The 13,805-nt window shown below is 44.4% G+C and carries 12 protein-coding genes; 1 reads left to right on the forward strand and 11 read right to left on the reverse strand.

Annotation, left to right across the window (positions count from 1 at the left end):
- Positions 1–62: 62 nt before the first annotated feature.
- The 3 genes from uvrC to KGF70_RS00180 all read right to left on the reverse strand — a co-directional run bounded on the left by uvrC (position 63) and on the right by KGF70_RS00180 (position 4,455).
- The gene (gene uvrC / locus KGF70_RS00170; protein ID WP_050338451.1) at positions 63–1,877 is read right to left on the reverse strand and encodes an excinuclease ABC subunit UvrC; all 1,815 of its coding nucleotides are present in this window, start codon (positions 1,875–1,877) and stop codon (positions 63–65) included.
- A gap of 369 nt (positions 1,878–2,246) precedes the next feature.
- A complete protein-coding gene (locus KGF70_RS00175; RefSeq protein ID WP_088771120.1) occupies positions 2,247–2,987 on the reverse strand; it encodes an amino acid ABC transporter ATP-binding protein in 741 nt (246 codons plus the stop codon).
- Positions 2,980–4,455: an ABC transporter substrate-binding protein/permease gene (locus KGF70_RS00180; RefSeq protein ID WP_216767979.1), complete on the reverse strand. Its 1,476-nt coding sequence runs from the start codon at positions 4,453–4,455 to the stop codon at positions 2,980–2,982. Before KGF70_RS00180 ends, KGF70_RS00175 begins: the two co-directional genes overlap by 8 nt.
- Positions 4,456–4,660: 205 nt before the next feature.
- Here KGF70_RS00180 and KGF70_RS00185 point away from each other — a divergent pair, with 205 nt between their 5' ends.
- Positions 4,661–4,831, forward strand: coding sequence for an SPJ_0845 family protein (locus tag KGF70_RS00185; RefSeq protein WP_082230224.1), 171 nt, complete (start codon positions 4,661–4,663; stop codon positions 4,829–4,831).
- 61 nt (positions 4,832–4,892) lie between these two features.
- On the opposite strand, the gene KGF70_RS00190 is transcribed toward KGF70_RS00185, so the two are convergent.
- The 8 genes from KGF70_RS00190 to KGF70_RS00225 all read right to left on the reverse strand — a co-directional run bounded on the left by KGF70_RS00190 (position 4,893) and on the right by KGF70_RS00225 (position 13,791).
- Positions 4,893–5,300, reverse strand: a complete 408-nt coding sequence (locus KGF70_RS00190) for an iron-sulfur cluster biosynthesis family protein (protein WP_216767980.1) — start codon at positions 5,298–5,300, stop codon at positions 4,893–4,895.
- Positions 5,301–5,515: 215 nt separating this feature from the next.
- Positions 5,516–5,812, reverse strand: a complete 297-nt coding sequence (locus tag KGF70_RS00195; RefSeq protein WP_003639013.1) for a nucleoside triphosphate pyrophosphohydrolase family protein — start codon at positions 5,810–5,812, stop codon at positions 5,516–5,518.
- A 1-nt stretch (position 5,813) separates the two neighbouring features.
- Complete coding sequence (gene yihA, locus KGF70_RS00200) at positions 5,814–6,407, reverse strand: ribosome biogenesis GTP-binding protein YihA/YsxC (RefSeq protein ID WP_050338447.1); 594 nt, start codon at positions 6,405–6,407, stop codon at positions 5,814–5,816.
- 164 nt (positions 6,408–6,571) lie between these two features.
- Positions 6,572–7,840, reverse strand: coding sequence for an ATP-dependent Clp protease ATP-binding subunit ClpX (gene clpX, locus KGF70_RS00205; RefSeq protein ID WP_216786379.1), 1,269 nt, complete (start codon positions 7,838–7,840; stop codon positions 6,572–6,574).
- Between the two features lie 279 nt (positions 7,841–8,119).
- Positions 8,120–9,454, reverse strand: a complete 1,335-nt coding sequence (tig, locus tag KGF70_RS00210) for a trigger factor (RefSeq protein WP_003639016.1) — start codon at positions 9,452–9,454, stop codon at positions 8,120–8,122.
- A 202-nt stretch (positions 9,455–9,656) separates the two neighbouring features.
- The gene (tuf, locus tag KGF70_RS00215; protein ID WP_050338445.1) at positions 9,657–10,844 is read right to left on the reverse strand and encodes an elongation factor Tu; all 1,188 of its coding nucleotides are present in this window, start codon (positions 10,842–10,844) and stop codon (positions 9,657–9,659) included.
- Between the two features lie 213 nt (positions 10,845–11,057).
- Complete coding sequence (locus tag KGF70_RS00220) at positions 11,058–11,972, reverse strand: hypothetical protein (RefSeq protein ID WP_216767981.1); 915 nt, start codon at positions 11,970–11,972, stop codon at positions 11,058–11,060.
- Between the two features lie 94 nt (positions 11,973–12,066).
- Positions 12,067–13,791, reverse strand: coding sequence for a ribonuclease J (locus KGF70_RS00225; RefSeq protein ID WP_216767982.1), 1,725 nt, complete (start codon positions 13,789–13,791; stop codon positions 12,067–12,069).
- Positions 13,792–13,805: the final 14 nt, after the last annotated feature.

A 13,805-nucleotide genomic window follows, 5' to 3' on the forward strand; every position in this document is an offset into this window, starting at 1 on the left:
ACTATCACAAAAAAAAGACCACCGAGTCAGTCCAAAAACTGATTGGTGGTCCCTTTTAGCGCCTAAGTGGCTCCTTTTTGATAATGTTTTGGTGTCACGCCGCCACCGGCCAATGAAAACTTGACCGTCTGTGCGACATTTTTGGCAATGCCTAACGCTTGAATATCCTCAACGGAGGCAGCCGCAATCTTGCTCATTGAGCCAAACTTCCGCAATAGCTTATTGCGTGTCTTGGGCCCAACGCCCGGAATTTCGTCCAGCCGTGAACTCAACGAATGCTTGGTGTGGACCTGCCGATGGAACGTAATGGCAAAACGGTGCACCTCATCTTGGATGCGTTGTAACAAATAAAAGCCTTGGCTCTTCGGATCAAGATGTAAATGTTGATCCCCAGCTGACGCTAACAAGTCCGCCGTCTTATGATGTTCGTTCTTGACCATCGCAGCAACGGGCGTATCCAGGCCTAACTCGTTTTCTAAGACGTCCTTAGCCGCTTCCAGCTGAATCTCACCGCCATCCATTAAAATCAAATCAGGCAGTGCTGCATGCTCTTTTAGCAGCCGAGTATAACGCCGCCGAATCACTTCACGAGTTGACGCCGCTTCATCAGCATGGTCGACCGTCCGCAACTTGTATTTTCGATACAACTTTTTATTAGGCTGACCATCCGTAAAGACGACCATCGCTGAGACCAAATCAGCCCCCTGGATATGCGAGTGGTCAAACGCTTCAATCTTATGACCGGCTGGGATTCCTAGCGCGTCTGTGATTTCTTTCATCGCACCGGTGGTCTTGCGTTCATCCAATTCCAACAAGCGGAACTTCTCTTCTAAGACGATGCGCGCGTTTTTGTGCGCCATATCTAACAAATCTTTTTTCTGGCCTCGTTGCGGCGTGCGCACGGGAATCCCTAAGATATCACTCAACACTTGTTTGTCCAACCCACTCGGCACTAGGACTTCGCGTGGCAGCACGTTATTCTTGCGATTATAAAATTGCAAAATAAAACTGGTCATTTCCTCGGGTGCCGTCGACACCACTGGGAATAGCCGCTTCTCACGTTTCATCAGGCGCGCTTGCCGAATAAAGAAGACTTGAATCGAGAGCCAACCTTTGTCCAAGTAAAAGTTAAACAAGTCCCGCGGTGTATTATCGTTCGAGATGATTTTCTGCTTCTCGACCGTCATTTCAATATAGTTCAGCTGATCGCGCAATTCTGCCGCTCGTTCAAATTCCAATTCTGCGGAAGCTTTCGTCATCCGTTTCGTCAGTTGCTTCTTGACCGTCTCAACGTGACCATTCAAGAATGACTTAATCCGCTTAATTTGTGCGTCATATTCCGACGTTGGTACCGTCTTGAAGCAGGCCCCCAAACACTGACCCATATGGTAGTACAGGCACGGCCGATTTTGAAAGCCATGACAGCGTCGGAGCGGATACACTTTTTGAATGAAATTGACCGTTTCTTGCGCCGCATAGACGTTGGGATACGGCCCAAAATAATAGCCACCATCTTTACGAACATCACTGACGATCAAAATCTGCGGATCGCGCTCGTTCGTGATTTTGATATACGGGTAGCCCGTGCCCTTTTTTAACTTAATATTAAAGTACGGCTGGTGTTTTTGAATCAGTGTAATTTCAAGCAGAAAGGCTTCCTTGTCCGTCGAAGTCACGATGAATTCAAAATCCGCAATTTCCGAGACCAACCGCGCCGTCTTACCAGTATGGCTACTCTTGAAGTAGGAACGCACCCGATTCTTCAAATTTTTAGCCTTACCCACATAAATGATCTGGCTATTTAAGTTTTTCATCAGATAGCAACCAGGTAAATCTGGTAATAAGGCTAATTTATGTTCAATATGCGCGGATGCCATGTGACACCTTCCCTTCGTTTAGATTAGCATTATTAGTATACCGCCTGCTAGCATGGGGCTCAACCAAACAGCCCGCAAATATGATTTTAATTATGGTAACCAGATACCTAGCCGTCTCACCGGATCAACCGCCAAGCATGAGACCAATCTGACGCCAGTTCGTGTTCTAAACTTAAATTAATCAGATTACCAACAACCGTTGACAGATAATCTTCAATCAACCAAATTTTGAGCCATCCACGCAGCTTGCAATACCGCACAACTACCGGCCACACAATACTTGACGTCATTTACTCAAGCATGCTCCCCGCCGCACTTTACCCCCTAAAAAAAGCGGCAACCGAGAGCATCCCGGTTGCCGCTACTAACTTACATTAAAATTTTAGAGAGAAAATCTTGAGCCCGTTCCGTTTGTGGATTGGCAAAAAATTCATCAGGCGTATTATTTTCCTGAATATAGCCGTCAGCCATGAACCAGATCCGGTCAGCCACTGACTTTGCAAAGCCCATTTCGTGCGTCACGACCACCATCGTCATGCCGTCTTTGGCTAGTTCTTGCATTACATTCAGCACTTCGCCGACCATTTCGGGGTCAAGCGCTGACGTTGGTTCGTCAAACAGCATCACCTCGGGGTTCATTGCCAACGCCCGCGCAATCGCGACCCGTTGTGCTTGACCCCCAGATAAACTGCTTGGAAAGGCATCCGCGTGGTCATCCAGTCCAACTCGTTGCAGCAATTCATGAGCCGTTTTAGTTGCAGCGGCATCATCCACGTGCTTGACCTTCATGGGTGCCAGTTTAATGTTTTCCAACACCGTCATATTTGGGAACAAGTTAAAGCCTTGGAACACCATTCCCATTTTTTCCCGCAAAGCGTTAACGCTCTTGGTATCCAGAGTGGTTAAGTCTTGGCCTTCAAAGGCAACTTGGCCGCTAGTGGGCGTTTCTAGTAGGTTTAAGCACCGTAAAAAGGTACTCTTCCCACCACCAGAAGGGCCAATCACAACGATCACCTGGCCTGGTTCAACTTTTTCGGTAATATCCTTCAACACGTCGTTTTCACCGAAGCTCTTCGCAAGGTCTTTAACTTCAATTACTGGTTTAGTCATGTTGCATTCTCCTTTCGAAGTAGTTCAAAATCCGTGAGGCGGTAAAGGTCAAGATGAAGTAGAGCACCATGATGACCACGATTGGTGCAACGCCCCGGTAGGTATCAGAACGAACAATGTTGCTTTGATAGATCAATTCAGTAACCCCAATAATTGAGACGATCGAACTATCCTTGATCAAGGTAATAAATTCGTTACCAAGCGATGGCCAAATATTCTTCAACGCTTGTGGCAGGACGACGTAGCGCATCGTTTCACCGTTAGACATCCCAAGACTCCGTGCAGCTTCGGTCTGACCGACATCCACTGAGTTGATCCCACCACGAATATATTCAGCGACGTACGCACCGGAGTTCAAGGAAATCGCAATAATCCCAGAAGTCAAGGCTGGCAGATTGACGAATAGTCCGAGACCAAAGTAAACGAACATCACTTGGACCATCATTGGCGTCCCACGAATAAATTCAACGTAGGCCGTCGCTAACCACCGAATGGCCGTCTTGAGCGGATTGCCCTTTGCCATCCGAGCTAAGGCGAGTAAAATCCCGATGATAAAACCGAAGAAGACTGAGCAAACCGTGATGATTAAGGTATATTCAATCCCAGTCGCAAAGGCTTTCCAGTAGTGGCCCATCGAGGTATTGACCGTGTTGGTCTTTAAATACTTGCCGGCAGCTGGTAAATATTGCTTCTTAACTAAATTTTGCTTCTTGATCCAATCAACCGTCTTATTAACCTTGTTAACTAAGCTAGTCGACCCTTTCCGAAACGCGATTGCGGAACTGGTGGCACTGGAACTCATGTTGAAGCCACTTGGAATGGCCACTAAATTCTTGTTGTTTGCCACATAAGCTTCAGCAGATGGCTTTTCCATGGCAACCCCGTCAACTTTATGGCTTTGGAGGGCTAAGATCAAATCAGATTGAGAGGTCATCCCTTTAGCTTTGGCAGTGGTCTGCTTCTTAACGGCGTTGTATTGCGTCGTCCCAGTTTGGGCACCCAGTGTCCCATTCTTGAAAGAATCTTTGTTCTTGTACTTGCCCTTATCAGTCTTGTTGATGACAATATCATAACCACCCTGATAGTAGACATGCGTGAAGTCAACGTTCTTCCGCCGTGAAGGGGTTGGGTTCATCCCAGAAATAATCATATCGATTTTCCCAGTCTGGAGTGCGACTAGTAACGAGTCAAATGACATCGATTTGATCTTCAGCTTGACGCCCAAGTCCTTGGCAACTTGCTTCCCAATCTGAACATCCATCCCGACAATCTTGCTCTTGCCATTGACTGTCGCCTGAAATTCATATGGCGGATAGTCTGGTGACGTCCCCATCACTAGGACACCCTTTTTTTGAATTTGTTCTAATGAATTATCGGCCGCTTGAGCATGTTGGGTCTGTCCGATTGGGACCACCGTCATGATCAGGGCCACAATAATGGCTAAAAATAACCCAAATCTTTTTTTCATAGGTATTCTCCTCGTTTTGTAATTTACAAGAATAAAGTATAACCGCATATGATTATTTATGCAAGTATTTTTGAAAATTTCTTTATTTTATGCATAAAAAGGCCATTTATACACGTTTTAGCCCCGTTAAAATGCATAAACGACGAATAACTGACAAATGGTCGGAAATTTGCTATGATAGGCGGTAATCGAAAGGAATGATTTTATGGGTTTAAAAGTACAACGTCAAGATAACCTTGATAAACTATTTGACAAGTTTGCCATTGGGCCTGACGATAAGGATAAACTCACCACGAAGGCCGTTCAGGATACAATCGACGAACATGCCAAACGAAAACAATCAAAGGCAACTGACAAAAAGGATGCCGACAAATAATGGCACGACAAAAAAGCGATGGACGCCTGTCCATCGCTTTTTTGTTTGCATCATCATCACTTTAGCAAATTTTAGTACCGATCGTTTGCATCTTTTCACGCCGTTCCGCTTCGGTTTCTGGTGAAACATTACGCCAATCAACAACGGCCAAGGCACCGTCTAACATCCCACTGTCGTCTTTCAATGCCAGCGCATTGTGCCAACGAGAAATATTCAACCCATTACCGAGATAGGCTTCATCGGCTGGCGCAACGTGCATCACGTAGCCCGCATTATTTTCGAGCGGTGTGGTGTAATCTGGATCAGCATCCTTAAGAATGACTAATTGAAATTTATTACCAATGGCACAGCTGCCACCTAGACTGGAATATTTATTTGAACCGTCATCAGTTGTTAGAATAACTTGACTCCCTGCTGGGATCTTATCAGCTAAATAGGCTTGAGCATCGTCTTTGATATTGATTTTCATGTTAAGCATCCTTTCCTGAAAAAACAATTAAGTTGTGCACAACTCTTTTTACAATTATTAATTTAACGCATTTCCACGGTAATTGCAATTAATAGACTCTCAAAATTCAAAAATAGTCGTTGCGGATAACCTGCATTTGTAGATTATCGACAGCGACTATTCTTGCTATTAGCCTAACATATTAGGTTAACGGCACTATTTTGATTGTAATTTACTTATTTAACCGGCTTACCACTAGGATACTTGTCGTTTAATTTTTGAATGTTTTGCTGAGCAACTTCTTCAAATGGAATATCAGCCCATTCAGCAACTTGTGATAAGTACCATAACACGTCGCCCATTTGCTTGGTTAGTTGGTCCTTACTCAAGGATTCACCGTGAAACGTATATTTTTTGACGAGATCCACAACTTGGCCGGTCTCAGAAGCCAAGCCCAATGATAAATTCGTCAAAACCTGTTCATTCCCATACAGCGTCCGGTTTGCCAACGCTTGATAGTCATTAAATTCCAAGTTAGTTGCCTCCTACAGTATGTGCTTCAATCCATTGCCAGACCGCGTCTTTGCCTTCTTTAGTCTTCGCTGAAAAGGCAATAAAATCATCTTCCGGTTGAAAATTGAGCGTTTTTTTAATTAAACTCTCTTGCTTGTTCCACTTGCCACGTGGAATTTTATCGCTTTTGGTGGCAACCACCAATAATGGCATCTCATAGTAACGCATCCACTCATACATGGCCACGTCATCCTTGGTTGGCGCATGCCGAGCATCAACCAAAATAACCACGCCACGAAGCGTATCACGGGTCGTCAAATAGGTCTCAATCATTTGGCCCCATTTTTCACGTTCCTTCTTAGACACCTTTGCATAGCCGTAACCAGGAACATCGACAAAATAGAGCTGATCCTCAACCTTATAAAAATTCAACGTCTGTGTTTTACCAGGTTGACTAGACGTCCGCGCATAGCTATTGCGATTGATCAATACATTAATTAGAGAGGACTTCCCAACATTTGATCGTCCAGCTAGGCCGATTTCGGGGAAACCCGTGGTGGGATATTGACTAGGCGCCACCGCGCTCATGACAAGTTCAACGTTATGCACTTCCATCGAATTAACTCCTTCTGCAACTCGTTATTGCACCCATTTTACCATAAATACGATTATCAGCAGACTGCTACGCTCACATCGCCGAAAACAGCACTCAGGACCGCCGATGAAGACTCACCGCGGTCCTGAGCGTTACTTATTAGCGTTGTGGCTCTCAAACACGTCTAGGACGCTTTTTGGTCTGCCAATACTAATTCTGGTTCTGCATGATCAGCAACCGTTTCGCGGGTAATGATCACTTTCTTAACATCTTCACGACTAGGAATATCGTACATAATATCCCGCATCTTATCTTCAATAATCGAACGAAGGCCACGTGCACCCGTATTACGAGCCAGGGCCTCTTGTGCAATTGCTCGGAGCGCATCATCATTGAAGTCCAGTTCAGCACCATCAAGCGCGATCAAGCGTTGGTACTGCTTAACTAGTGCGTTCTTCGGTTCCGTCAAGATACGAACTAAGTCATCTTCCGTCAACCGTTCAAGCGCCGTTAAAATTGGCAACCGGCCGATAAATTCAGGAATCAACCCAAATTGTAATAAGTCTTCAGGGACAACTTGTTGCATCAAGCTCTTAGAATCATCCAAGACGGCATTCTTACCATCAGTGTCAGTACCAAAGCCAATCGTCTTATCGCCTAAACGCCGCTTAACGATATCTTCGATACCATCAAACGCGCCCCCGACGATAAAGAGAATATTGGTGGTGTCGATTTGAATAAATTCTTGTTGTGGATGCTTACGACCACCCTGCGGCGGCACATTGGCAATCGTGCCTTCCAAAATCTTCAGCAACGCTTGTTGAACCCCTTCACCGGAAACGTCCCGAGTGATGGAAACATTTTCGCTCTTCTTGGCAATCTTATCGATTTCATCGATATAGATAATACCTTTTTCCGCGCGTTCAACGTCGTAGTCAGCATTTTGCAATAGCTTCAGTAAAATGTTTTCGACGTCTTCACCAACATAGCCGGCTTCCGTCAAGGTCGTGGCATCTGCAATTGCAAATGGTACGTCCAAGATACGGGCTAAGCTTTGGGCCAAGAAGGTCTTCCCAGAACCAGTCGGACCAACCAAACTAATATTACTCTTTTGTAATTCAGGACCATCCTCGGTCTCTTCATCATCACTATCTGCCATGGCTTTCACACGCTTGTAATGATTGTAAACCGCAACGGAAAGTGTCCGCTTCGCTTCATTCTGACCGATCACATATTGGTCCAACTCGTCAACGATTTGTTTTGGCGTTGGAATATCTGTTAATTCATGGGTTTGTTCTTCACTAAACTCTTCATCGATAATTTCTTTACATAAATCGATACATTCATTACAGATATAAACGCCGGGGCCAGCCACGATCTTTTTAACTTGATCTTGTGATTTGCCACAAAACGAGCAGTTCACAGGGCCGTTTGTCTCGGTATTTTCAAACATTCATTCTCACCTCATCGATGTATTTACATGGATTAATCATAACAGAAAAGCCAAGCTAAAACCAGCTTAGGCACTGTCTTCTACGCCCACTACTATAACATGGACGAACCTATTCTCGAAATTATTTGTTCAAGATTGCCTTTCCTACTGCCTAACCGTCACATATGGGATCCAGTTACCATCACTCAACTAGGTGCATTGGGATTTAACCATGCTATGTAAAAAGGCCCTGGAAGCAAAATCTTCCAAGGCCTTCAGACTGATTGCGTTCAACGGAGATTAGTCCTTGTCGCTATCGTCTTTCTTGTCATCTTTTTTGTCGTCTGCTTTGGCATTTTGCTTTGCAGAATCAGCAATCAAGTCAACAGCTTGGCGAATGGCGATGTCATGTGACAACATGTCATCAGTTAATGCGCCACGAACTGCGCTTTCTTCCATGTTGTATTGACTAGCTAAGTCCTTAACTTCGGCAGCAATTTCATCTTGAGATGGTTTGATGTTTTCAGCTTCAACGACGGCTTCTAAGACCAAGTTAGTCTTAACCCGACGTTCTGCGTCAGCAGCAAATTGCTTGTGCAAGTCGTCTTCAGTCGTACCAGTCAACTTGTAGTAAGTCTTAGGATCGATACCTTGTTGTTGCATGTTTGCTAAATATTGATCCATTTGACGATGAATGTCGTCTTCCTTCATTGCATCAGGAATGGCTTCGATTTCAGCATTGTCAACAGCTTGGTTCAAAGCTTCGTCTTCAATGGCATCATGAGCAGCAGATTCTTTTTGTTCCTTAAGTTCATCCTTGATCTTAGCCTTTAATTCTTCAAGTGTGTCAACGTCATCGTCAACATCCTTGGCAAATTCATCGTCTAATTCAGGAAGTTCCTTAGTCTTAACTTCGTGAACCGTTACCTTGAAGGTCGCTTCTTTGTCTTGCAAGTCTTCAGCTTGGTAATCCTTAGGGAAGGTTACCTTAACTTCAGTTTCGTCACCGGCCTTAACACCAACTAATTGGTCTTCGAAGCCAGGGATGAATGAGTTAGAACCTAATTCAAGTGAATAGTTTTCTGATTCGCCACCTTCAAATGGTTCGCCATCAACGAAACCTTTGAAGTCAATAACGACAGTATCACCCTTAGCAGCTGGTTGGTCTTCTTTCAAGACTAATTCAGCTTGCTTTTCGCGACGTGATTCTAATTCAGCGTCAACGTCCTTAGCGTAAACCCGCGTGTTTTGACGCGTTACACTAAGTTCCTTGTATTGACCAAGCTTAACTTCTGGCTTAACCGTAACAACGGCTTTCAGAACCCAAGGCTTGCCCTTTTCCATGCTGTCAACATCGATTTGAGGTTGGTCAACTGGTTCAATTTCAGTATCTTTGATTGCTTCTTCATATGCCTCTGGGAGCACGATATTTAAAGCATCTTGATAAAGTGCTTCTTCACCGTACATTTGGTTGAAGATTTGACGTGGAACCTTACCCTTACGGAAACCAGGAACGTTTAAGTTCTTTTTAGTCCGTTGGAAGGCTTTGTCAATACCTTCTTTAATTTTGTCAGCACCAATTTCGAATGTTAATTCGCCTTGGTTGCCTTCTTTCTTTTCCCACTTTGCAGCCATTGTATTCCCTCCGAAACATTATAATTTCTACAATTCAAGTCAATTGCATACTTGTTAAGTTTAACCTATCGTTGCCGTAAAGTAAACCGAATTGGTTAAAAAAGCGCGTAAGCACGCCCGTTATTATTGATTTCCTTAAAAAAAGCGACTCGGAAGAAGACTTCCAAGTCGCTTAAATCAATCAATGAAAATCAGTTAGAGATTAGTCATCAATTTCTGAAACAACACCGGCACCGACAGTATGACCACCTTCACGAACCGTGAACTTGGTACCCTTTTCGATGGCAGCTGGTTGAATCAATTCAACAGTGAACGTTACGTTGTCACCAGGCATAACCATTTCAACACCGTCTGGCAATTCAATAACACCAGTGATATCAGTGGTGTGGAAGTAGAATTGTGGACGATAGTTTGAGAAGAATGGCGTATGACGGCCACCTTCTTCTTTGCTCAAGATATAAACTTCACCCTTGAACTTCTTGTGGGTTTGGATCGAACCTGGCTTAGCCAAAACTTGGCCACGAACAACTTGTTCACGGTTAACACCACGTAATAACGCACCAACGTTGTCACCGGCTTCACCTAAGTCAAGCGTCTTACGGAACATTTCAAGACCCGTAACAGTTGACTTAAGAACGTCTTCGTGTAAACCAACGATTTCAACTTCATCGCCGACTTTAACAGTCCCACGATCGATACGACCAGAAGCAACAGTCCCACGACCAGTGATTGAGAAGACGTCTTCAACAGGCATCAAGAAAGGCTTTTCAGTATCACGAACTGGGGTTGGGATGTATTCATCAACAACATCCATTAAGTGCATGATAACCTTTTCTTGTTCTGGGTCGCCTTCAAGTGCTTTAAGCGCTGAACCACGGACAACAGGAATATCGTCACCAGGGAAATCGTATTCTGAAAGTAATTCACGTACTTCCATTTCAACCAAGTCAACTAATTCGTCATCGTCAACAAGATCAGTCTTGTTTAAGAAAACAACGATATAGTCAACACCAACTTGGCGAGCCAAGAGGATGTGTTCACGCGTTTGTGGCATAGGACCATCAGTTGCGGCAACAACTAAGATCGCACCGTCCATTTGAGCGGCACCAGTGATCATGTTCTTAACGTAGTCAGCATGTCCTGGGGCATCGATATGGGCGTAGTGACGCTTTTCAGTTTCGTATTCAACGTGGGCGGTGTTGATAGTAATACCACGTTCACGTTCTTCCGGAGCAGCATCGATAGAAGCAAAGTCTTGTTCTTTAGCCAAGCCCTTTTCTGCTAATACCTTAGTGATTGCAGCGGTCAAAGTAGTCTTCCCATGGTCAACGTGGCCAATAGTACCAATGTTTACATGGGGTTTTGTTCTTTCATAATGTTCTTTTGCCATTAATGAAACCTCCTGTGATTTTCGCAAGAATAATGCCAAGACAAAAGAGTCTCAACAATTCTTTAGTTAGTATTATACTACATCCTAGTGAAAAGGCCAAATTACGCACCCATCACTGAGAATCCTTAAATATTATATATAGCCTAATCTGATTTGTAAACAGATATTATTCAAAAAATTGAATTTTTGTTAGTTAATTCTTATTAAGCATGATTATTGTTGTAAATCAAGACTAAATTGCTGAATTTTCTGCTGAATTTTCATCATTTTTTCTTGTTCTTCCGATAAGTTGGTCGTCTCCTGACCAGTTTGCTGTGCAATTAAGACGGCCACCCAGTCCGCTGGATCAGTAATTGCCAATTCTGGACGCGGATATAAGTACATTAACTGCAATTGTAAAAGTTCTCGTAAATTTTCATATAAAAAGACATCCTGGTCAGCAAGCTGAATTTTAAGCAGCTGTTTCGTCGCTAAGCTGATTTCATCGGCGCCCACTTCAGTCAACTCGGCCGGGCAAAGTGTCAGTTGACGATCATCCAGTAACCATTGCATCTGCACCGGTGTGGTCACCTGCAGTTCATGTAAGGTATAGAGTACCTCTGAACGTGTCAAAGGATGCAAAAACGGATCCACCAGTAAAAATTTGGCCGCAGTCAAATAACGTTGCATGGTCAGATGACGTGCCGCCTGTAAATCGGCTACCTGTGCCTGAACCGGCTGATCAGACAAGTGATAAAAATGTCGCATCGTGGTTGTCAATGTGGACTGCAAATGTGCCTCAGCGTCATTTTCAGCGGCTGAGAGCGTGGTTAATGCAGCCTGAGTCCAATCACTCTTGCCGCGTGCAACAATCACGATTCGCGCTGAGATAAACTCATGATTGGCAATTAGCGCGCGTAAGTACACGGATGCCCCCTCATCGGAAGCCAGATATTGGCTTTCGAATTCACTCGCGTAATTGCGCGCGGTGACATACTGCTGGTCGGCAACCAACGCTCGCACTAGCTGAAAATTATTGGCAGCCGATTGTTCATCTTGATAAATTTGTTCCCATAAATTAGCTGCTTGATTCCAGTCTTTTTCGGCCACTGCTTGTTCAGCAGCCGTTTGACGCTCTGCTGGGGTCATCTGAACATGCTCCTCTCTTAAAAAAATCCGCAAATAAATCAAAATAAAAGTCTAAAGTAAAAAGTCGGAAATCTCTTCCGACTTTTTACGCTGATTAAGCTTCCGGTTGGCGTTCAGCCGGCTTGTTTGATTTTGACTTTTTGCTTCGACGGTGGTGCTGATTGACTTCCATGATCACTGGTAAAATAACCGGGTGACGTTTTGTCTGGTCCCACAAGTAGTGGTTCAACTTTTCGCGAACCGCTTGTTTCAAGTGACCCCAATCAAATTCCTTGTTATCAAGATTTTCTTGGACCGTCGTCCGTACCAATTCGGCACTTTCCTGCATCAAATCTTTGCTAGTCTTGACGTAGACGAAGCCCCGTGAGGTAATCTTAGGTGTTGAAATAATCTTTTTCTTCTTACGATCAATTGTGACCACTGCCACAAAGATACCATCTTCGGATAAGATTTTCCGATCACGTAACACGATATTACCAATGTCACCGACGCCAATACCATCAATCATGGTGTCTCCAACTTCAATCGAGCCAGCTAAATGCATGGTGTCACCATCATAACGTAATTGGTCACCCTTGGCAGCAATTAAGACGTGGTCATCAGGAATTCCGACTTCACGCGCAAAACTTGCGTGCGCATCTAGCAGCCGATATTCACCCTGAATTGGAATAAAGTATTGTGGCTTCATCATGTTGATCATCAATTGCAAGTCACGCTTAGCAGCATGGCCCGATGAGTTCATTTCATCCGCAATTGCTTTGACGTCTGCGTCAGCGCGATAAATCATATCACGAGTTTTGGCAACGACTGTTTCCATTGAATGGGAAGGTGTCGTCGTAATGAAGACCAGGTCACCCTTTTCAATGTTGACCTTACCCTCTTGCTTGTTTGCCATCCACTGTAAAGCTTTGATGGGTTCACCCATGCGGCCAGTCTGCAAGATAACGACCTGTTCAGGCTTCAACTTGTCGATGGCCTTTAACGGCACAACGACATCTTCAGGCATGTGCAGCTTGCCTAAGTCAATGGCCGTCTTGACGATGCTTTCAACATCACCAGGCATTAAGGCTACTTTACGGTCGGACTTAGCTGCCGCATCAAGCACTTGTTGAATCCGTAAGATATTTGAAGCGACCGATGCCACAATGATTCGACCAGGATGATATTTGAAGGTTTCCAAGACGTAGGCCGCAATCTCACGCTCACTCACGGGTTGTTCGTAGTTTTCAGCGTTGGCTGAATCACTGAGTAATGCCAAGACACCCTTTGAACCGATTTCGGCTAAGCGCGCAAAGTCGGTTTGGTAGTCACCGGCAGCCGTTGGATCAAACTTAAAGTCACCTGTGTAGACAATTTCACCGGCACTCGTTTGTAGTACGATTCCCATGGAGTCTGGAATTGAATGGGTCGTCCGGAAAAATGAGACGGTGACCGTACCAAAGTCAATTTCCGTCTTCTCATTAACAACGTGAAAATCGTTAAACTTCTTAGCTTGTGGGTCCTTCTGCAACTGAATTTTAGCCAATTCAATGGTTAGTTCTGAACCGAAAACTGGCACGTTAAATTCATTTAAAAAGTATGGTAAAGCACCGATTGCATCCGCATGGCCGTGCGTTAAGAACACACCAACGATTCGATCAGCATTCTCCCGCAAATAACTGAAATCTGGAATAACGATATCGATTCCGAGCAATTCATTTTCCGGGTATTTCAGCCCACAGTCCAAGATATAGATATCGCCATCGACTTCGACAGCATACATGTTTTTGCCGTTTTCACGGACCCCACCAAAGGGGGTAATTTGAATTTTTGAACTCAATTATTTCACCTTGA

It is taken from the genome of Lactiplantibacillus sp. 7.2.4 (genome assembly GCF_018991185.1).
GTDB lineage: Bacteria > Bacillota > Bacilli > Lactobacillales > Lactobacillaceae > Lactiplantibacillus > Lactiplantibacillus pentosus.